This is a genomic window from Hahella sp. KA22, from assembly GCF_004135205.1.
Lineage (GTDB): Bacteria > Pseudomonadota > Gammaproteobacteria > Pseudomonadales > Oleiphilaceae > Hahella.
On the sequence record NZ_CP035490.1, the window covers coordinates 3,994,516 to 4,015,553 of the forward strand.

19 protein-coding genes are annotated in these 21,038 nt (G+C 57.2%); 3 read left to right on the forward strand and 16 right to left on the reverse strand.

The features are described 5' to 3' along the window. Positions 1 to 30 precede the first annotated feature (30 nt). On the reverse strand, positions 31 to 612 hold the full coding sequence (locus EUZ85_RS17865) for a rhomboid family intramembrane serine protease (RefSeq protein WP_164887282.1): 582 nt from the start codon (positions 610 to 612) through the stop codon (positions 31 to 33). A 419-nt stretch (positions 613 to 1,031) separates the two neighbouring features. Here EUZ85_RS17865 and EUZ85_RS17870 point away from each other — a divergent pair, with 419 nt between their 5' ends. Then, positions 1,032 to 2,420, forward strand: a complete 1,389-nt coding sequence (locus EUZ85_RS17870) for an undecaprenyl-phosphate glucose phosphotransferase (protein WP_241567073.1) — start codon at positions 1,032 to 1,034, stop codon at positions 2,418 to 2,420. A 73-nt stretch (positions 2,421 to 2,493) separates the two neighbouring features. Then, the gene (locus EUZ85_RS17875; RefSeq protein WP_127970564.1) at positions 2,494 to 4,026 is read left to right on the forward strand and encodes a hypothetical protein; all 1,533 of its coding nucleotides are present in this window, start codon (positions 2,494 to 2,496) and stop codon (positions 4,024 to 4,026) included. Between the two features lie 126 nt (positions 4,027 to 4,152). Here the strand turns inward: EUZ85_RS17875 and EUZ85_RS17880 are convergent, their stop codons facing one another. The 15 genes from EUZ85_RS17880 to epsL form a co-directional block, all read right to left on the reverse strand. Next, on the reverse strand, positions 4,153 to 5,268 hold the full coding sequence (locus EUZ85_RS17880) for a hypothetical protein (protein WP_127970565.1): 1,116 nt from the start codon (positions 5,266 to 5,268) through the stop codon (positions 4,153 to 4,155). 377 nt (positions 5,269 to 5,645) lie between these two features. Continuing rightward, positions 5,646 to 6,128: a glycosyltransferase gene (locus tag EUZ85_RS17885; protein WP_127970566.1), complete on the reverse strand. Its 483-nt coding sequence runs from the start codon at positions 6,126 to 6,128 to the stop codon at positions 5,646 to 5,648. Continuing rightward, on the reverse strand, positions 6,125 to 6,568 hold the full coding sequence (locus tag EUZ85_RS17890) for a UDP-N-acetylglucosamine--LPS N-acetylglucosamine transferase (protein ID WP_127970567.1): 444 nt from the start codon (positions 6,566 to 6,568) through the stop codon (positions 6,125 to 6,127). Before EUZ85_RS17890 ends, EUZ85_RS17885 begins: the two co-directional genes overlap by 4 nt. Before the next feature lie 2 nt (positions 6,569 to 6,570). Beyond that, positions 6,571 to 7,680, reverse strand: coding sequence for a glycosyltransferase family 4 protein (locus EUZ85_RS17895; RefSeq protein ID WP_127970568.1), 1,110 nt, complete (start codon positions 7,678 to 7,680; stop codon positions 6,571 to 6,573). Continuing rightward, the gene (locus tag EUZ85_RS17900) at positions 7,677 to 8,750 is read right to left on the reverse strand and encodes a polysaccharide pyruvyl transferase family protein (RefSeq protein ID WP_127970569.1); all 1,074 of its coding nucleotides are present in this window, start codon (positions 8,748 to 8,750) and stop codon (positions 7,677 to 7,679) included. The genes EUZ85_RS17895 and EUZ85_RS17900 overlap by 4 nt, the downstream gene beginning before the upstream one ends. Positions 8,751 to 8,754: 4 nt before the next feature. Next, entirely contained in the window at positions 8,755 to 10,020 is a 1,266-nt protein-coding gene (locus EUZ85_RS17905; protein WP_127970570.1) for a glycosyltransferase family 4 protein, read from the reverse strand. Beyond that, positions 10,017 to 11,618 (reverse strand): lipopolysaccharide biosynthesis protein, encoded by a 1,602-nt coding sequence (locus EUZ85_RS17910; protein WP_127970571.1) that lies wholly within the window; start codon positions 11,616 to 11,618, stop codon positions 10,017 to 10,019. The genes EUZ85_RS17905 and EUZ85_RS17910 overlap by 4 nt, the downstream gene beginning before the upstream one ends. After that, a complete protein-coding gene (locus EUZ85_RS17915; protein ID WP_127970572.1) occupies positions 11,615 to 13,120 on the reverse strand; it encodes a hypothetical protein in 1,506 nt (501 codons plus the stop codon). Before EUZ85_RS17915 ends, EUZ85_RS17910 begins: the two co-directional genes overlap by 4 nt. A 69-nt stretch (positions 13,121 to 13,189) precedes the next feature. Beyond that, a complete protein-coding gene (epsI, locus tag EUZ85_RS17920) occupies positions 13,190 to 13,870 on the reverse strand; it encodes an exosortase-associated protein EpsI, B-type (RefSeq protein WP_127970573.1) in 681 nt (226 codons plus the stop codon). After that, positions 13,863 to 14,741, reverse strand: coding sequence for an exosortase B (gene xrtB, locus EUZ85_RS17925; RefSeq protein WP_127970574.1), 879 nt, complete (start codon positions 14,739 to 14,741; stop codon positions 13,863 to 13,865). The genes epsI and xrtB overlap by 8 nt, the downstream gene beginning before the upstream one ends. A gap of 29 nt (positions 14,742 to 14,770) precedes the next feature. Next, entirely contained in the window at positions 14,771 to 15,640 is an 870-nt protein-coding gene (gene epsG, locus EUZ85_RS17930; RefSeq protein ID WP_127970575.1) for a chain length determinant protein tyrosine kinase EpsG, read from the reverse strand. Further along, positions 15,640 to 17,088: a chain length determinant protein EpsF gene (gene epsF / locus EUZ85_RS17935; RefSeq protein WP_127970576.1), complete on the reverse strand. Its 1,449-nt coding sequence runs from the start codon at positions 17,086 to 17,088 to the stop codon at positions 15,640 to 15,642. The genes epsG and epsF overlap by 1 nt, the downstream gene beginning before the upstream one ends. A 28-nt stretch (positions 17,089 to 17,116) precedes the next feature. Continuing rightward, positions 17,117 to 17,953 carry a polysaccharide export protein EpsE gene (gene epsE / locus EUZ85_RS17940; RefSeq protein ID WP_127970577.1) on the reverse strand — a complete coding sequence of 279 codons (837 nt, stop codon included), beginning with the start codon at positions 17,951 to 17,953 and terminating at the stop codon, positions 17,117 to 17,119. A 14-nt stretch (positions 17,954 to 17,967) separates the two neighbouring features. Further along, complete coding sequence (locus EUZ85_RS17945; RefSeq protein ID WP_127970578.1) at positions 17,968 to 18,930, reverse strand: EpsD family peptidyl-prolyl cis-trans isomerase; 963 nt, start codon at positions 18,928 to 18,930, stop codon at positions 17,968 to 17,970. 109 nt (positions 18,931 to 19,039) lie between these two features. Beyond that, positions 19,040 to 20,263, reverse strand: a complete 1,224-nt coding sequence (gene epsL / locus EUZ85_RS17950) for an XrtB/PEP-CTERM-associated polysaccharide biosynthesis outer membrane protein EpsL (RefSeq protein ID WP_127970579.1) — start codon at positions 20,261 to 20,263, stop codon at positions 19,040 to 19,042. Positions 20,264 to 20,672: 409 nt separating this feature from the next. On the opposite strand from epsL, the gene EUZ85_RS17955 reads away from it, so the two are divergent. After that, complete coding sequence (locus tag EUZ85_RS17955) at positions 20,673 to 20,966, forward strand: hypothetical protein (RefSeq protein WP_127970580.1); 294 nt, start codon at positions 20,673 to 20,675, stop codon at positions 20,964 to 20,966. Positions 20,967 to 21,038: the final 72 nt, after the last annotated feature.

The following is a 21,038-nucleotide window of genomic DNA, read 5'->3' on the forward strand; positions in this document are numbered from 1 at the left end:
CCGCCATGAAGGAAAGAAGAGAGCAGGAATCTATGGCTGGATGGAAGCAGGCTCAGGCATGACTATCAGCAGCCCGATCAGCGCGGCGCTCGCCATCCCCGCCACCCATGCCAGACTGGCTGGGGAAAGTCGGCGAGCGTCCCCGGGGATTAATAGGGCTCCCAGGATCAGGCCGGTAATGAGCCCTCCTCCGTGGGCGGCGTTGTCGATGCCGTCCACCAGGAAACCAAAGACAATGGTGAGCAGGGAAAAGATGGCGGCGCCGAAGAAGATCCAGCGGAACTCAATCAAAGGCACGCGGGTTCTGTTCAGCCAGAGGTAACTTAGCAACGCGCCATACACGCCGAATATGCCGCCCGAAGCGCCTGCGGAGACGACACTGACGACATGGAATGTGAGGGAAAACAGGTTGCCGACGATCCCGGACGTTATAAAGATGAGTAAAAAACGCGTATGCCCGTACATGCGCTCCACCCACTGCCCCCCATCCCACAGCGCCCAGACGTTCAGCGTCAGGTGGATGACGCCGAAGTGGAGAAAAACCGCCGTACCAAGCCGCCACCATTGCCCGTTCAGTGTTTCCGGACTGAAGTTGGCGCCCCATTGCAACATGACATGACTTGAGACATGCCAAAATTCACCGTTTTTTAACCATATAGAGACAAAAACGAGTATAATCCCGAGAATGATTATCATTGAAGTGTAAGTAACGGCGACTCTTTCTTTTAGCTGTTCATAGAAAGAAGGCATGGACGCGCTGGATTTCCTGCGAAAGTTTTTAACTTATTGAAATTAAAAGGACATATTGGCTCGGTATAAATGGAAACTATCATACCCCGGGCGCAGACGCACGTTAACACGATGAACAGACACGGACTTTCACCGCGGCCCCTGACGCCGCCTTTTTGGGGCCCGCGAACATTTGTTCCAAGCCCTCCCACCTCCGGCCCCTAGAGGAGATTGACGCTCTTTAGTAGGACAAAGAACCAAGGAAGTAAAGGATTAGATGTACACAAGGATTAGAGGTACACATGGACAACCTGCAACGATCAATGAAGATCGGCTTTGGCCGTAAAAATCTGCATCAGTTTTGCGAGGCGCTGTTAGATCCCCTCGCCCTGTTCATCAGCATATTGCTGGTGAGTTATTTATTCGAAGACGCGATTGAAGCGCCCTCGATGATCTCCGCGTTATTTGCATTCTGCGTCGCCTTCCCCGGGCAATCACGACTGCACCAACCCTTGACCCGTTGTCTCGTCGACATACTATTGAGCTGGTTCGTCATCGCCTTTTTGATTCTGTCTTTAGGCTACGCCACGCGATCGATCGACTTATTCTCACTGTCCACCATTCTCCACTGGCTGTGGATCGGCCCCGCTTTACAAGTCAGCGCGCACTTGGCGTTCCGCTACTTCACGGTATTGCTGCAACTGCGCGGAGATCGACAGAAAGTGGTCATCGTGGGCATGAACGAACAGGGACTGGAACTGGCCAAGCGCCTGTCCCGCAGCCCCTATTACAACGTCGAAATACTGGGCTTTTTCGACGACCGAACGGCGGACCGACTGCCAAAAGGCGCTGGCTGGCCGGTGCTGGGGGATTTTTCTGAGTTATACGACTACTGCAAAGCGCAGCGAGTGAACAGTATTTACCTGTCGCTGCCCATGACGACGCAGCCTCGCATTCTGGCGATTCTCGATAGCCTGGGCGACACCACCGCATCCATTTCGTTTATTCCCGATATGTTCGTGACCAAGCTGATCCAGGGCAACGTTTACCAGGTCACCGGCATGCCGGTCGTCTCTGTCTGCGATACGCCGTTCCGGGGCGTCAATGGATTGATCAAGCGTTGGAGCGACATTGTGCTTTCCGCATTGATATTAGTGATGATCGCGCCGGTGTTGGCGGTGATCGCGGTGATGGTGAAAGTCAGTTCGCCTGGCCCTGTCATTTTCAAACAGCGGCGTTACGGTTTGGATGGCGAAGAAATCATCGTCTACAAATTCCGCTCCATGACCGTCTGCGAAGACGGCGATGTCATCAAACAAGCGCAAAACGGCGATAAGCGACTCACGCCTATCGGTGGTTTCCTGCGCAAAACTTCATTGGATGAGCTTCCCCAGTTCATCAATGTGCTGCAAGGCAGGATGAGCATTGTCGGCCCCCGTCCCCACGCGGTGGCGCACAACGAGCAGTATCGCAAGCTCATCAAAGGCTACATGGTTCGCCACAAAGTTCGGCCGGGCATCACCGGTTGGGCTCAGGTCAACGGTTTGCGGGGCGAAACACAAACCCTGGAGCGCATGCAGGCGCGGATCGAGTTCGATCTCGACTACCTGCGCAACTGGTCGCTGGCGTTGGACCTGAAAATCATCCTGATGACTGTTGGCATGGTCTACAAGGACGAGTACGCATACTGAAACCGGAGCCTGAAACATTATCCGGTTGACGCGCAATGGATATGACCTCCCACTTAATTGAGAGATATTTGCAATGAAAGGCCTGTACATTAACGTTACCAACGCAAGAGCCGAGGTAGAGTTATTTTCTTCTTCGATTGGCGCCCCCGCGGACATACATGAGTTCAATTCCCCTCTTGGCGCTCACATTTTAGTAGATGTGCATCGCGCCAACTGGCCGGAGGGCGTCGCCTACGCGGATGAAGCGTCGCGCTCACTGGCCGTGGGCTGCGGACATTTTGTCTTCAACGGACGTTTAGGCAACATCAGCGAGTTCGCCCGCGCCTTCTTCCGGGCGGAGACGGAAGAGGAACGCACAGCGGTGTGTTCGCTGATCGAGGCCGGCAGCTACCTGTTCTATATCGAAACCGGCGGCGCGTACTATCTGGTGACGGACCCCTTCGCGCTGGTTCCGCACTTTCAGGATGCGCAGTCCGAGACGCTGCGCGTCGCGCCGGCGCCTTGCTATATCGCAGACGGCAAGGATGTGGACCCGGTGTTGCAAAACATCCTGAACATCAAGCGGCATCTGTTTGGCGGCTATACCTTGTTCAAAGGCGTCGAGCGGCTGGAAGTGGGCGCGATTATGTCCCGCGACCGCACGTCGTTCTATTTCGATTACCTGAACGGCTCAGGCGACTTGCACAACGTCAATGAAAAGATGCGCAAAGGCCTGGAAATCTTCGGCGATCGCAAAAAGATCCTGCCTTTGAGCGGCGGTCTGGACTCCCGGTATCTGCTGTCTCTCGGCAAGACACATTACGGTTACACCTACGGACCGGCGAATACCGGCGACCGGCCTGTCGCCCGCAAGTTCGCGGGCTTCTTCGATGACTACCGCGAGTTTTCCCTGTTGGACCTCAGTTATCCCAAGCTTTCGCAACAGCTGGGCGAAAAGATGTTCAAAGGACTGGTGTCGCGACCACTCTCCGAGTTGCTGGTGGTGTACCGTCATTTTTACGAAGCATGGGGCGACGGCAATCTGTTCGTCGACGGTTACCTGGGCGGCACCCTGCAAAGGGGGTATTACTTTAATATCGAGTCCACCTGGGGGACGCTGTTCCGTATCTTCCCTTCCCTGATGTTCCGCTTCATCACGCCGGAAGATCTGATTCGTTACCGCTACCGTCAGCTGGACGCCGCCGGTAAAGCCTTGTTGCTGGACAACTTCCATGCCGCCACGGCGCGTTTCAACTGCGACGGCTGGAAGAAAATTTTCCTGTATGAAGCGCTGTACGGACGCAGCGGTCGCTGGATCACCCACGGCGGTTGCGTTATGGCGAGCCAGTTCTTCACGCCGGTGCAGCCCTTTGTCTTCTTCGACGTCTTCCGCACCTTCATGTCTCTGGACGTGCGCAAGTTCAACAGTTTTTCCCTGCTCTCGCCACTATGGAAAACACTGCCGAAAGGCCTGAGCGATGTCGCCACCCTCGACCTGTATCGCCCGCTCTGGCCCGCGATGTTGAATCGCTGCCTGCACGTGGCCTCAAGGACGACTGACAAACTTTCCCTCAGTAATCGCTTTGATAACTACAAGGAAGAGCTGCCCAAGGTGCAGTGGGAGTGAGTCTGGCCGCGACTGAAGTCGGTAGGTAAATGAATAACTGAACTAAGTGCAATTAAATAGACGATACTGAATCGGTTCGCCGAGTCCGCCAAAGCAGGCTCGGCGAACCGCTGATGAATCCTTCCGCTAATCCAACTCCAAACTGGGTCTTTTGGGAATCGCCATCCTGACTTTTTCCGGAATGGACGGATCGGGCTCGCAATCCGCCAGCGTGTTGCAGCCAATCATCTTCATATCATCCCACTGAATCGTCAGCAGCCCACCGTTGGCGGTGACGTAATCAATCAACTCCGCAGAGGTATAGAGTTTCATGGGGCTGATAATACTGATGCCATCCGGAGAAGGATCGAGTGGATGGCGGGTGTAGTTGTGAATGTCGAAAATAGTCTGGGGCTCCTGATCGTCCAACGCCGCAGTCATCTGGAAACGCCCGGTCTCCGCATCCCCCTCAATAAAGGTGTACTCAAGAGAGATCCACTGTCCCACGGGGACTTCAAAGGTCTGGTTGACTTCTCGCCATAGCGCGTCGTCCCACTTCTGCGTGGTTTGATTGAAAGTGCGCGCCCGCACGGCGAAACGCAGCTGGTTTTGTCCCTCCTTTATGCTGGGTTTGTTGATATTCACGCTGACGACGAACGGATAAGGATTGCCATCCCAATGGGGATTGTTCCACCAGGAAGACAGGGACAGCCAGTCAATGGTTTTCGGGTAGGTCCGCAGCATGCTAAAGCTGTTGCTCAGATACATGCGCACCTTCAGCTTTAACTCTTTAAAGCCGGTCTTGCCAGTGACGTCTAACTGCACTCTGCCTTTCTCGTTATTGACGTTGGGCTTTTTCAGCGCGAAAGCGAGCACCTTGTTGTTGGGATTATCCAGCGCCGGCTGCACTTGCGCCCAGCGTTCGGTGAGGTCGCCGCCTTCATAGTTGATAAAGGCGCCGCCAAATCCCATGGTGGTTTTCTGTTCATTGATCCAATTGCGCACGCAGGAAAACTGATTGGTGCCTAGTTTGGGTTCTGCAGTTTTGCCCGGCTGGATGTCCTGGAAATATAAGCCTTCGTTGAAGTCTGAGCTGAAAACGACCCGATTTCCGTCGTTACATGACCAAAACCAGTCCAGTTGCGGCGTTTCCGCCTGGACCGAATCAAGGGGCGGAAGTAAACACCCCAGAGCGGTAAGTAGAAGCGCCCGTCGTTTCGTAACGTCGGGCGACTTGGTCGAGTTGGCTGTCGGCCTGTCCATAAGCACTCTGACTCCTGTTGGTTAGACTGACTAAAAAAATGGCGCTGCTCCGCAGCGACCGAGTACGGCTTGGCAGTGTATTAACCAAAGGTTCATCCGCGACCACGGATTTAAAAGGGCCCGATTGCAATGACGGGGACCTCCACCCATGCTTGGATAAGTCGAAGTCGTTCAGGCCCGATAATGCTTTTCCGGTTGGCCAGCCACTTCGCGGTGGACAACTGATGCTCTAAACGGCGCTCGCCGGAAGACGCTTACGCGGCTGCTGGATATCCGGCGCTGCGTCGCGCCGGCGGGCGGATTATGTTGAGGTGGCTGTAGGTTTCTCCTAGCGGAATGACTCCTGTTAGTTAGTCTGACCTTATTAATAGTAGTCGTCATTGCAGGGACTGAATGTAACGTGACAGCTTTTTAACCAAAGCGCCATCCGCCACTTCGGAGATCGCCGGGCCGGATTCCAGTTGCGCTCGCCGGTCCAGAAGGCGCGGCAGATCCGACGCCTCCCAGGCCACAATGATGCCTTTGCGGTTGGCCAGCCATTTCGCGGTGGCCATTTGATGCTCATTGCGGTGCTCGCCCAGAGACGCTTTGCGCGGCATGATGATCACCGGCTTCCGCAAATACATGGCGGTGATAATGGAGCCCATGCCCGCGTGGGAGACGATCAGCTCCGCCTCGCGCATGTAGTCGGTCACCTTGCCCGGAGCCAGAAAGTCCGCGAAGCCCATGTGTTGCGGCATGTATGCGGCCGGCCCGGTCTGCGCGTAAACCACCACGTCCTGATTACGTCCCGCCCAATCGTCCAGCGCGCTGATCATGCGATCAAACGCAAGTTGAGTGCCTACGGTTGCGAAAATCACAGCACAGCCCCCCAGTAATGAGGCCCGCTGGGCTTGCTCAGATGCTCCCATTGGGTCAGCCACACATGCGCCCATCTGCCGACTTTGGCGCCGGACTGGGACAGGGCCTCGCCGTTGGCGATGCTGTCTATCCAGATGGTGCGCGCCCCTAAAATTCGACCATACAGAATGGCGGCGAATCCCGGCGCCGCGCCGGTGGTGACGACGATATCCGGCCGGGTCTTGAGCATCACCCACGCCACCTGGAGAAACATTTTCAGCAGCGCCAGTTTGTTCCACATGTTGGCGTCCTGCACGATAAAACAGGGCTCGTTGTGAGGAGAACTGTAGTCCTTTACGGTGGTCATCCATAACAGTTTGTGGTCCTCAAACGCGCCGCGCAGTCTTTGTAGTTGCACCCAGTGTCCCCCACCTGAGGCGACTAAAAGTATTTTTTTCATTTTTATTCTCCTGTCATTCCCTGAAAGTTCCTTTTTTGAGACAGATTTCCGGCCCTGGGCCGGTTGACGATGCTCAACCAAAGCGTCGCCAGTTTGGGGTACACCACATTTGCGGAAAAGGTATCCGCAAAACTGGCGTGTCCCCTTGCCGCCAGCTCCGCGCGCGCGTCATCATCGCTGATTGCGTAGCGCAAAGCCCGGCGCAATTCCTGAATATCCCCCGCCGGCGCCAGCAGGCCCCGGCCATCGCTCAATACATTGGCGATGCCGCCCACCGGCGTCGAAATCACACAACAATGTCGCGCCAGCGCCTCCAGAATAAACATCGGCATCGCCTCGTCTCTGGAAGGCAGCACCGCAATGGCGGCGCGGTCCACCAGCTCCATGAGCGCCTTATGGGACAGCCCCCCCACAAATTCAGCGTTGCGCAGCGCCTCGGGAACCACTCCCGCATCAATGACCGGTCCGGCGATGACAAGCTTCCAGGCGCCGACGTTAAGCGTCGGATCAACATCGCCCTCAGCCTGCAATTCTTCCCAGGCCTGCGCCAGTACATCCACGCCTTTGCGATAGGTGACGCCGCCGCCGAACACCGCCAGATTCTCCTTATTCCCCGGCCGGCCGGTCGCCACTGCGTTGGGGATATACACAATGCGCTCCGGCGCCAGGGTTTGGGCCACGATAACGCGAGTCTCTTCACTCAGAACATGAACATAATTCGCCCGCGAAAGGACAAAACGCACCAGTTTCGGATAACGCCGACTGAACTCGGCGAAACGGCTGCCGTGTAATTGCGCGACCACGCCAAAGCCCAGCAGTTGCGCCAGAGTAAGCAAACTGCCCTCACGCACGAAAGAACCGTCCTGGGACAGATGCACCACCATGGCGTCCTTGGTTCTGCGTCCACGCAAACGCAGAATTTTCCACAGGGCGCTGAAATACAGCCCCAGCGCCTTAATGCCTTTGGAGCCGTCCCGGGACGGGATGACCTCCACTTTGAGGTTGGCGAACGGCCAATTCAGATAGGCGTTGATCACCTGAGTCATACCGCCCGCCACCTCGCCGTGTCGCCCTACGTGCCATATCACGGGCGTCGACTTGCTTACGCTCATGCTTCACGCCCCCGCACCGCCTCCACGAAAGAAACCAGTTCTTTGCGAACGCCATCCAGGGACACTCTGGCCTGCCCCAGCGTATTCAGATAACTCTCCCGTTGTCGCAGCGTATCCTCCAGAAACTGACCGATGCGCTCCGCAGACCAGGTCGCGGCGCTTTGTCCCACGCCTTTCAATCCGATGGCCTCGAAATGCCGGTCCACCTTGCTGGAGTTATCCGTGGTCAGACCCGCCGGCGCGGCGCCTTCCGTATAAGCGGCGATGAGCACGTGGAGGCGGTCGCTGACCACCAGCGCCGCGCGCCGATAGACGTCCCGCAAACGCTGCTCCTGTTGCATATGATCATGACCGTCCCAGTCCAGAACCTGTCCGCCCAGACTGCCGGCCAGCTCGCGGGAGCGCGCGGAGTCCATCAGCACCTGGGTCACCGCCATGATTTCCAGATGGTGTTTCTGTGCGAAGTCGCGGACGGCCTTACGCCAGGCGTCGTTGGGCGCCGGTCGGTCGCCGCGCATGGACACAATCAGATAGCGACGGTTTTCCATGGAGGAAATGCGACTGAGCTCGCCGCCTTCCGCAAACGCCAGATCCGGCATCACGCCGCCGTGTCCCAGGTATTGGAAAGAGCCCTGATCGCGCCAGTAGGTGAGATCGGAGACTTTCAAGGACGGTGTTATCAGGCGTCGATAAAAGCTGGAGAAATTGCGCACCCCGGAGCCCAGACGCGCGACGCTGCCGCCTCGCGCCTTGAAGCGTTTCGCCATGGGCAGGACGCCGAGATGCTCTTTCATGCCTTTCAGGCTCAACTGAATTTCTCCGGGCTTGAACAGATAGATGCTTTTCTGGCGCCGACTGGCTTCCATGCCGGCGCGATACCAGGACAGAAACGAGGTGTAGACATGATCGTCCGGGCGCAACTGCAGCGCCTCGGTATAACCGGCGGGGGCGTCGCCGGTGAACACATGCAACCGCGAATCGCCCTGCAGCCACTTGGCCAACGGGCGCCTCAGGATGATGTCGCCGATGTTCTGGTATTGACCGATGAGAGGTAAAAATATCGGGGTCATGATTTCAACTTCCTTGCTTCAGAGCCTCGTGACAGGCTTTCTCATGGATGGCGAAGTAGGTTCCAGCCAATTTCCTTGCAATGACTGGATAATCCCTGTGAGTTCTTAAATAACGAATAGCGTTTTCCATTCTTTGCCGACGCATGTCCGGGGATTCCTTGAGCAGGGTTTCCGCTGCATTCGCAAATGCTTCAGCGGTGTACGGAACGCACAAACCCGCGCCGGATTGGTCGATCACCATTTGCTGATCCGGGTTATCGTTACAGACGACGGGCACGCCCAGCGCCATGTATTCGATCAATTTGGTCGGCGAGGAGCAGTCAAGCAGCTCGCTCCTGGGAATGGGCGACAAGCCCACTTCCGCCTGACGAATGTAACGCCAGGCTTCCTGCATCGGCAGCCAGCCGGTCCAGATCAGAATATCGTCAACGCCCAACTGCCGCGCCCGTTCCTGTAACCAGGCCTTGTGTTGCTGATCGTTGGTGTCGCCGACGATGGCCACAACGATATTGGGAAGACGCCAGCGCAGCAGCGACGCCATTTCAAACAGGGTTTCGATGTTGCGAACGTAATCCAGGCTGCCCAGATAAATCAGCGCGCGTCGGCCCCGCATGCGCTGATCGACGCAGACATCGTCTGTGGCGTCCGCATCAAAAGCCGCTACGGAAGCCTGCATGCGCTCCAGATCCACGCCCATGGGAACCGGGGTCATACGTTCCGCTGGCGCGCCGCGGCCCGCCATGTCCTGCTTCATGCGCTCCGACTGCACAAAGATATGATCCGCCTGGCTCAGTACGAGCCGGTACAGAACAAAGCGTCCCAGCAGTCCGCGCAACAGCAAAGGCAGTGAAGTGATTTTCTTCCAACCATTGGCCCGGCGCGCCCGGTCTATCTGGCCTTCCGGATAGGGATAAGAGCACCAGTACAGGAACGGCATACCTTTGAGTCGGGTGAATATCAGCGCCATTAGCGCGATAAAAGGCATGTCCCGCACCTGTACGCCGTCATGCCGGTCGCGTCGGGACTGGGCCAGCGCCTTGAACATATGCATGAATACGGCGAGATGTTTGAGCCGGCGCGGCGGTTTCGCCAGAATCGCCTCGCCGCCGCCCCAGGTCTCCTCCTGTTCCTGCGCGCCGGGTTTGCGAAACGCGACAATGTCGGAATACACGCCATGGCGTGGTAAACCATCGCCAAAAAGCAGGCCCACATCCACTCGTCTGGCGGGAAACAACCCAGGCGTCAGATAAAGCAGTCTCATCGTTCTCATGCCGTGCGCGCGCCTCTCTTAACTAGCGTTTTCAACAATCCTGTCTCCTCTACGGTGAAAGGCCGGAGCAACCACACTGACACCACAAAAGCGCCAACAATCAGCAGTGAATAACCCAGCAATGGAATAAGGCCGGAGCCGAGCGCCGCGACGGAGACTTCCGGGCTGATCGCGCCGGGAATGATCGCCACCGCCATGGCCAGAATAAGTTTGGTCTGATTGAGCCAGTCGAAAGCGTAATCGCAACGCTGCTTGAGGCCCGCGATGATGAAGCTGTTGAACAGCACATGTCCCAGCCCGATGGCGATCACCGCCGCCCACACGCCGAAGCCCAGATGCAGCAGCGCCCACAGGCTGGGCAACGTGATCAACCCCAGGGCCGCGCCCCATTTGCACAGGTTGGCCTGATCCAGCGTCACGGCGGCGGTTTCCAGTAAAAGCCGCTGGCTGTATGGGATCAGGCACAACAGGAATCCGAAGAACAGGTAGCCGGAGTCGCTGAATTTGCCGCCGGAAATAAGCTGGATAAGCTCGTCGCCGAACACCGCCGCCACGGACACCAACGGCAGCAGAATCACCAGACTGACTTTGCCGGCGGAATTAGTCAGGCGACTCAGCTCAGAGGTCCCGCCGCCATTAACGTAAACCGCCACCAGTTTCGGCCGGATCAGACTGAACAGCAGCGACGCCGGCAGGTAGCGCGCAATCTGGTCATTCAAGGTGCGCAGGAAGCCAAACACCGCGGAAGCCTCCGGCCCCAGGTATTTCTGCAACAGATTGACCAGCGCCTGCGGGCTGTAAAGCAGAGTTAGCAAGTGCGCGAAATACATGTGCAGGGAAAGCCACCATTGCTGGCGAATGGACGGCTCCGTCCACCCCGCCTCTCCCTGTAATCCTCGCATCGAGCGACAGAATTTGATCAGACACGCCAGCGCGACGGTGGTCCCAAACGCGGACGCCGCGAGTTCGATCAGCACCACCGCGTAAAGGCCCATCCCAGGCTGCGCCAGGGTTTGCGCCGACGGTAAAAGTATTAGTATTGGTTGGGCAAGGTCGGAACCGGAAAGCCGCCACAGCACGAGTAACCCAGCCAGGTAAAGCAACTGCCGTCCTACCATGCTGGCCCGAATGCCCCCCTGTAACAGCAGCGGTCCGAGCACCGCCTCCCGCAGGAAGCGGCCAACGCCTTCCACCAGAAATACGCCCAGAAACACCAACGCGGCGGGACGGAACGCTTCTAGTCCCGCCCAGCTGAGATAGGCGTCCATCAGCATTGCGAATAGCAAGGCGCAGGCAATAAGCGCCGCGCTTTGCCACGCTACGACGCGGCGGCAGAACCCGACCAAACGACGGCCATCCGCCTTCAGACGATACTCGGGAAGCTGCCGCGCGGTGAGCCAGGCCAGCCCCAGTTGCGCCAGGGAACGGCCGATTTCCGTCATGGCCAGCAGTGTGACGTAGGCGCCGTATTCCGTCACCGGCAGCAAACGCACCGTCACTAACAGAATGCCAAGGGTCAACAGCGCCGATATGACTTTGCCGGACAAGAACTTCTTCGTGCCGGAAATCAGCGCCTGACGTGAATAAGGATGACTCATACCGTCTCCTCCGTACGTCGGGACTCACGGTAAAGCCACGCCAGATAACCCAGCATGCCCCAGAACAGAATCTGAAAGGGCAACCCCTCCAGCAAGGTGCTGCGATACACCGGGTAGATCATACAAATACTCAGCGCCGCCTGAATGCCGGCGGCGTCCGCCATGATCCGGCGACCGAAGCGCGCGGCGCGCAACCTGCCGGCGGTCAGCCAGGCCGAGACTAATATGCCGTAGAACAGCAGAGAGCCCAGCAGCCCCTGTTCCCACAGTAAGGATGACAGTGCAGTGAGGCTGACGCCGAAGCCGGGATAACGCAGCGCGATGGTTCCGCCGGTGGCGTCGTGGGCGGAGCCGATGCCGCAGCCGAAAAAGAAAGACACAGGATCATGCAGGCCTTGCTGCTGAAACCAGAACAGCAGTCCGGTGAGACGGTTCAAGTAGTAGCCGCCATAGCCTTTGTCGCCCATGTTGTACGCCATGGTGTCGGACAGCATTTCCGACAGACTTTGCGCTTTCACCAATTGCAGATACGCGTAGGCGGCGCCTAGGGTCAGCAGTGCGCCGACGATCAACGCCAGCACCGCCAGATGGGGTTTTCTCACCAGCTCACGGCCGTACAGGGTGACAAACATCAACGGCAGGAAAATCACCACGACCTTGGTTTCACCGAGGAACAACGGCGTCAAAGCGAACAGCCCCAGGACGGCGAAGTGACGCGGCGATATCAGCTTTTCGCTGCGTCGGGCCAGCAGGAAACCCAGGGCGATCACCAGAAAACTCGCCATTTCGGCGTTAGCGCCGCCGGCGTAGCGGGTTGCGCCGAAAGTGCCTGCGACTACGTCAATGGGGATCATGCCGGGATAGGCGTATTGCAGGCTTTCTCTGACCGGAACCAGCTTGAGCAGCTCATAGAGCGCAAACGGCAATTGCACGATCACCAGCGCTGCGAAAAGCCGCACCCAGCGATCCAAGTCCGCACGGGAAAAACTCAGCCAGGCCAGCGCGAAACAGACGCCCATGACCTGAAAGTAGCGTTTGAATCCGCTGGCGAGTTCGAAGAGTGTCGATTGCGCCGCGCCGTTCAATAGTGCGTAGCCAACAAACACCAGCGCCAACCAGATAAAAACAGGCTGCTTCTCGGCGCTGGCGGGATTGAGCAGGCGGCGCGAGGCGGCGCTGAGGAACAGAATCAGGCCCAGTACGGAAATACCCCATACTGCTTTCTTGCTCAGGCCTTCCGCCCAGATAGGCGCTAATCCGGCCACGAACAGCCCTAAAAACAGGATCAGCCACAGGGTGATAGCGGCGTTGGCGAACGCCAGCAGGCCGACGATCATGCCCGCCGCCAGACCCGCCAGCAACAGGTTGCCCGTGGAGGCCACCATGCCAAACACAACGGCGGCGCCCAGCGCCCCCAGAATGATCAGCGCCTCCACCCCGTATCGCTCAAATAATACCGACGCGCCGTCTGCGCCCGCCTGCAACTGCTGACTGAAAATCATCGAACATCCTTTCGATTAAATGTAAGAGTCCTTCCGGTTATTTACTGCGTCAACCTGTTATGTGAATCCTTACTGAGTCAAACCCGCCAGGCGCTGTCGCGACGCTGGCGAAATTTCCGTTAACAGCGCATCCACCAGCTCCCGCTGTTTCTGAAACGCGCGCATGGAATCTTTATCCACGGAGGACACGCGAAACAGCAGTCCGTCCGGAATGTATCCTCGGAAGCCATAACTGACTTCCTTTAATTTCTTGTCGACCTTGTTGGCGATCACCTTTTCGCCCACCGTCGCCCAATAGGTGACCGGCTCATGGCGCTGCCCTTGTGACGTCAGCAGACGGGTGATGCGAATCTGACCGTAATCGGTCTGCAGCAGCCCGGAGGTCTTGTCCGCCAGGGTGAAGCCCTGGGCCGGATAGCAGACTTCCGGATAGTGCATCTGAATGGCGTCGCGCTGGTCTTCGCCGTATGCAATGGAAACCATTACTCGGTAACCCGATTCATCCGCATAGGTGCGGGTCAGCGTCTGGTTATAAATGCGATTGATCGTCTCCCGGGTCTGCGGATCGACGATCTGGTTGGCGGATTGCGTGACTTCGCGCCACCCGCCAAACACTTCAGGAATCATCGCATCCAGCTTTACCTTGTCGATGTGGTCCGAGAGCATGACCCTTGGCGTCAGGGCGTACGCCGTTACCGCTGAGACCACCATGGCCGCGCAGGCGATCAGACTGGTCTTGTGATTACGCATTGGCCTGTCTCCTCCTTGTCGCCGGTTTCAGCGCCAGATGCAAAATCGAGTCGACGCCGATAATGAGCAACAACGCGCTGACAAACAGCACGATACCGGCGAATCCATGCAGAAACCCCTGCCCCGCCTCATCGCCGTAGTGATAGGTGATCAAGGTCAGCGCCAGCACTCTGATGAAATTGGCGACGAATGAAATCGGAACAATGGCGATAGCCAGGGCGACGTTACGCCAGATCGATTCGTGGCGCACGATATGCAGGTAGAACAGCCCCATCGCCTCCAAAGTAAACAGGGTATGCAGTCCCGCGCAGGCATCGGCGATCAGCAGGCGGTATTGGCCGACCTGCAGAATCACCCCGGATCGGGATACCGGATAGCCCGCCCAGTAGAGCACCTGATCCACGGACCAGGACACCGCAGTTTTCATGGGCAGCGTCAGCGCGCTCACCAGCGGTCCCGGCAACGGCGCCATAAAGATCATGAACAGCAGCGGAAACCACATCATTTTCACCGCTTCGCGCCCCCGCAGCAGCAAAAGCAGCCCTGCGACCACCGGAATCTGCGACCCCACTTCGAACAGCAAAATATCCTGCGAGCGTCCCAATACGTACAGAATCAGGCCGCCGCCAAGGGCGACGCCGCCTTCCAGGGAGGCGGGAGCGAACTCAAGCTGGTGGATGTCCTGGCGTTTCTTCCAGAAAAACCACAGCACCAGAGTGAGAATAATCGGCTCATGCCCCTGCTCACCCGACGCCCATAAAGAACCGGCCAGATCGTAGTAGGTGGGCAGATAAAGCACGACAACGCCTAATAGTACGGGCGACCATTCGCTAATCGCCGGAATATGGGGTCGGGTGATCGTCTGCTGCATGATGTTTCAGTGCTTCGCGCGCGTGAGTGTCAGGTTTTGTTTAATAAACTCCCGGCGATGGCGACGCCGTTTTGCTTCAGATTCGCCACCAGGGATTTGAGGCCTCCGACGGCGGTTTTGTGCTGGCTCGCCACCACCAGCGCTCCGCCCGCCTGCGCGGAAATCGGCTGCGCGTCGGAGACCGAGGCTCCCGGCGGAGTGTCGAAGATAACGATGTCGTAGTGTTCCTTCAGCTCTTCCATCAGACCTGCAAAACGCGGCCGGCTGAGCAGTTCCTGGGGATTGGGCGGAATCGCCCCGGCGGTCATCAAAAACAACCCCTGCAGACCTTCAATCCGCCTCACCGCCTCCCGCCAGGGAATGCGATCGGCCAGCACCGTGGAGAAACCAAACTTATTCGCGCGCTTGAACAGCTCATGCTGCCGCGGCGCGCGCAGGTCGGCGTCCACAATCAATGTGCGCTCCCCCAGTTGCGAGAACACCACCGCCAGATTAGCGGCGACAAAACTGCGGCCTTCGCCATGATTGGCGCTGACCACGGATAGAGCTTTGCGCCCGATCTGCGCGTCAAACCAGCGCAGCAGCAGTTGGCTGCGCAGCGCCCGCAATTGCTCGACGATATGACTGAACGGATTAAACGCGGCGACCACTTCCTGACTGATGCGGTCGTCGGACGCCTGCAAATAGGAGTAAACAAACTGCCGCGACAAAGCGAACTGAATATCCTGCTCATCCAGCAAACCCAGTTGCATGGCGGCGTCGCCGAAGCGCAGACCGGGCTTGTTTTGCTGCAAGCGCAGAATCTGCTCCGCGGCGGCGGGCTCCAGTCGCCCGCTGTCGATCAATATAGCGCCAATGGATGGCGAATGACTGCTGAGGTTTTGAGCTTCCATGTTCATCAGGCTTCTCCCGCCAATGGATAAGAGCCGCCCGCCATCGCGTCGGTTTGCAGTCCCGACGGTCTGGCGGAATCGGTCTTCCCTTCTTTTTTCTTCATCATGGATACTGGCGCTTTACTCAATTGCGCCAATACGGGAACGCCAAGTGCGGATTGCAGGTCTTCTATCGAACGCACCATAGGATTGCGTAATTCCAGAATCAGCGCCGCGCCGACGGACAATAACCCTCCCAGCATCACCGCAATGACAAGATTGAGAAATAACATTGGCTTGCTGTGCTTGAGCGGTGGCGACGCCGGCGTTAATACGGAGACATTGGTCTGCACCGTTTGCGCTTCCAGCTGACTTTGCGTGAGACGCTGGCTGATGGCGTCGAAATCACGCTGCGCGGTTTCCACCTGATGAGACAGAATCTGAATCTGGTCATGCTGACTTTTCAGCTCCAGCATTTTCTTTTTCTGTTCTTCGATGGCTTCTTTCAGTTCCGCCTGCTTGGCTTTGCTGACGCGCCCCACGGTGGAAATGGATTCCGCAATCTTGGCGGTTTCCATGCGCAGACGGGATTTCATACTGGCCAGTTCGGAAGCGGCGCTTTTGTATTGCGGGTGGTTGACGCCATAGTCTTCGGACAACTCCTGCAGGCGCGACTCCATGCGCGCAATGTCCGTTTTGAGCTGGATGATCAGCGGATTGCGCATGATTTCCGGCAGCGTGTCGCTACCCTGGTTGAAGCCCTGCTTGCTGGAGGAATCCGTGCCTTCCGCCAGGGCCAGACTCAGTTGCGCGGTCAGCTCGCCCAGTTTCTGGTTTTCAAAATCCAGACGATCATTGGTCACCACAATGCCGGTTTCCTGCTGAAAATTGGACAGCGCCTTTTGAGCTCTTTGCAGGCGCTCGCGCTGGGTTTCGTATTGCTGCTCGAACCAGGCGGCGTATTTTCTCGCCGGCTCCGCCCGCAGATCGATCGTGGTGTCGATATAGGCTTGCGCGAAAGCATTGGCGGCGGTGGCGGCGAAGCGGGGGTCCGTGGCGCTGAACTCTACACTGATGACATTGCTTTCCCGGGCGGGACTGACTTCCAGGTTCTTCTTCAGACCCGGCGCCATCCACACGGCGATGGTTCCCTGTCCGCCGGTTTCCTCCAGCCATTTGTCGCGGGTTTCCGGGTTTTCGTCCAGTTTCAGCAGGCGCACTACGCCCTGTGCGACGCGATCGCTGGTGATGATATCCATCTGCGTCGCCATATAGCCTGGCGACATCATGCCCGGCAGCACCATGCCGACAATGCGGTCGGGGGTCTGCACGTCCAGCACCACGGTGGTGGAGGCCGTATATTCTTTGGGAATGAGCAGGCTGACCACGGCGGTGGTCGTTATCGTGGCCAGCAGGACGCTCAGCACCACCCAGCGCCGCGCCCACAGAACCAGTAATACATGTTTCAAGGTCATTACTTATCTTTCCTGCAACAGATCTTTCCTAGAACAAACTTTCGCGAATGTAGATAACGTCATCGGCGCGCACGAGGTCGTACAGCTCCGACTCTTTCAACTCCACATCGCCTTTGGCGTCCTTGCGATACACCTTGATGCCATTGTCGGTGCCGCGCAGGCTGACTCCCCCGCCCTGGGCCAGGGCCTGTTGTACGGTCATGTTGCGTTCGACCCGATAGACGCCGGGACGCTGCACTTCGCCGTAGATGTAATACACCGGGGCTTTATCGACAAAAATCACATCGCCGCCAGCCACCTGGATATTAGCGTTGCGCTCCCCCTGGGCGAAGATGGCGGGAAAATCCACTTCTTTGTGGAACGGTCTGCCTTCGCGAATCCCGGACACCACGACAATGTCTGAGCCTGAGGCGGTGACGCCGCCGGCCATGGCCAGCACGTCGGAAAGTCGGGTCTTTTGCGTTTCCAGAGGAAAGCGGCCGGGGCGGCTTACCTGCCCCAACACCGAAACCTGATTGCCGCGAATTTCCAGCAGCGTAATAGTCACTTGCGGGTCCTTCACGTACTTGCCTTGGCGCAAGCCTGCGGCGATTTGTTGTTCCGCCGCCGCCAGCGTTTCTCCGCCCAATTGCAGGCTGCCGATCAGCGGGTAAGTAATACTTCCGTTTTCGGAAATACGGGTGTCCAGAGTCAGGTCCGGTTGTTGAAATACGTTGATGCGAATCGCATCCCCGGGGGCCAGGCGATAATTCAGGCCGGCGACCTCCGCCCGAGCCGGGGTGAACAGGATCAGCGTCAACAGACCCAGCACTATCTTTGTTCGCATTTGCGTCAATTGCATGACGTAAGAAAATAAAGCTTCCATGTTTTTAGGCGCCGTTACGCATCACTTCCCAGTTGTAAAGAAACGGCCTCGGCATTGCGGATATCCTCTCCGCCCTCGACGCCGCTGTTTTCAGTTCCTATCTCCACGCCAGCCTCCCCGCCTGCCGCAGGGATGGCGAGCCGCTTGAAGTCGCCGACATATTCAATGGCGGCGCTGTTCTTTAAGCGCTCGACTTCTTCGGTAACGGTCTTTTGTACCTTCAGATTATGAAGGTATTGTGTAATGCGGGGTTTAGCGTCCTCTTCCGACACCGGTCTTTGCTGCGAGGCCGTCACTCTGACGACCAAATAGTTGTTGGGTCCCTGAAACAAGGTCATCGCGCCGTCTTCCAGCCTGGCTACCTGGGTCAACAGCTCCAGACCGATCTGTTCCGCGGAGCGGTTCGCCGCGTTGACGCGATATTGCACGCCCTCGGATTTCAACCAGGAAACGATGTCTTCCAGTTGCTCTGCGCTATTAACTTTTTCATTAAGCGGCGCAAGCAGTTCTCGCCGCGGCTCAATGGCGACTTCCTGCAAGCTGTACAGCTTGCGTTCTGCGAATAACGCGGGATGTTCTGCGTAATACTGATGGATATCTTCCTGGGAAGGTTGCGACAGCGCGCCAATCACCTGTTGCAGATAAGCGCGGGCGATGATGCTTTTCTTCATGGATTCAATCGCCATGACCACGTCGGGACTGCGGTCCAGCTTGAGTTCCACCGCCTTGTCGTAGGCGACTTGCTGCTCCACCAGCTCATCCAATGCCTGCGCCCGCGCCGTGTCGGAACTGACGCCCTGGGAAGGCTGCTTGGCGAGTATGGCGTTAAGCTGATGTATAGAGATTTCCGAACCGTTGACTTTGGCGACTACCTGGGTTGCGTCCGTCGCCTCGCCTGCGCCGCCGCACCCGGCCAAAGAACCCGTCAGGGCGGTCAGAAAGACAAACTTCGGATAGGAAGTTCTATGGAGAAACATTGCTAAATCCTTTAGTTAATATGTGCGGCGCGATTGACCACACAGTTACACATTCCTACATGTGGGCTACATACTAAACCTAAAAATTTTCCAGTGATAGTGATTCTCACTAAAAAGTAAAGGTTAACGACAGGGTCGCCATATCGCTGTTGAAATCTGCGTTCGTTTGATTCGAAGCACGCCTCTCCCGCTGCAACGCGGCGCCTATCAGGACATAGTTGACGGGGCTCCAATCGCCCCCTAAAACCAGCGTTTGCAAGCGGTCTTTACGCCCATCCATGGCGGTCAGCAAACCGCCCTGATAGTCCCTTTCTTCATAGCGCCAGCGGGCATGTAGACTCACCTTGGCGGAGTAGCGCCACAGCGGCCCGATGGAGACCAGACGTCGCCGATAATAGCTGCTGTTATAGTAAGCCTGACCAGTTATCACTTTATCGACATCTGTAACCGGCGAACTTTGATAGGACACCAGATTTTGTTCAATCGCCGCAGTTACGCTGGTTGATCCCGTCCATTGATAATCCAGACTCAGCCCGCCAATGGCGCCCTGGTAATCCCGCTCGCCGTAGTGATCGTGTTCACGTTCGACATAGCCAAGGTTGCCGCGAATTTTTGATTTGCCACTGAAAATCCACAGGAAGCGCATCTCCGCAAGACGCTGTTCGAAACCGGAGTCCACACGGTCCGCCGCGCTGATCACACGATTGGCGTAATCGCCGTCCGTATTGCGCAGCGACACGGAAATATTGCTGCCGGAGGGCGTGTCATATCCTGCGCCCAGTTCCCAAGAGTCAGACTGATAGTCCCCTTCGACGCGGTACAACGAGCTGTTTTCCTGCTGGTAATGGGCGCCGCCGGCCAGCAGTCGCCAACGCCCGACTACACGCCAGTCCGCGTCCAGATAATAGCGACGGCGGGTGCGGATATTCTGTTCGGTTCCGGAGAAGTCGGCGAAGCTGTTGATGGATTCGTTGTAGTCGGCGCCGAGCACGCCCTGCAATCGACTGGTGGCCAGCCAGTCCCAGGCTGCTTCCGCTTCCCAGGCGGAGTAATCCAGGTAGTCGTAATGATGGTAGCGATTATCGGAAAACCGGGCGTCCAGTTTCAGGTTCTGACGGGAGATCGCCTGCTCGCCGCTGACCGCCGCGAAGGTGGACACAATCTGTTCGTTTCTTTCGTTATCGGAGGTCGACCGGAACAGGTTGTCCTCATGACGCAAAAGGCTGCCTGCGCTGAATTCCCAGGCGTCGCCGACTTTACCCTGCGCCGCCGTGCAGTAAAACAATGACAAGCCCGCTGTAATCCATGCGGTAGGTTTGATCGGACAGAACATTTGAATTCGTCACTCACATTAAGAACGCGATCCTGCGCTCCAAAGAATTTTAAGGCAGACGCCGAACACCGTGCGCGTATGTCGTGAATGACTTGCATGAAGAGAGTCAAAGCCATGACGCACGCTTCTGGCGACGGAAAATCCAAGATCCCTGGATGGCGTCTGCGTAGAACCAAACGAGGGCCATTCTAGAGGAGATTGAGTTTCCTTACTATTACGAAAAAGACTAACTCGGCGCAGGGCGTTGCAAGCACGCAGCCGCTTCGCCACGGGGTTGCTTCGATGACGTAGGTTGTACGATTGGCCGCGCGTCAGTCGGAATTGAGCTAGACTGGTTAGGTTAAGCAGTGGAACAACAAAACAGGCCATTAGGGACCACAAAAAGCTGTGATTAGGGAGAACAAAAAGGATGACTCAATCTTTGATTGACGGCGACTGGCGCCAGCTGCTCATTGACGACAACGTGTGCGACGCCCCCAAGCAACAGGTTATCGACGGCAAGCGCAAGCAACTGCAGGACCTCAAAGCCAGACCGGACACCCCCGTCCAGGTTCGGCGTCTGATTATCTCCGCCTGTGATGCGCTGGAGCGTTTGAAGGGGCATGTCGGCGCGGAGGAGTTCTATATTTATTACGGGCGCCTGACTGACCTCCTCAGAGTCATTGGCAAGGAACTGGAGGTCTGCGGCATCGCCGTTGATTAGGCGTATGCGCGCCAGCCGTCGCCGTCATAATAGGTCGGCGATGCGCAGACGCTTATGAGAGCGGGAGTATTG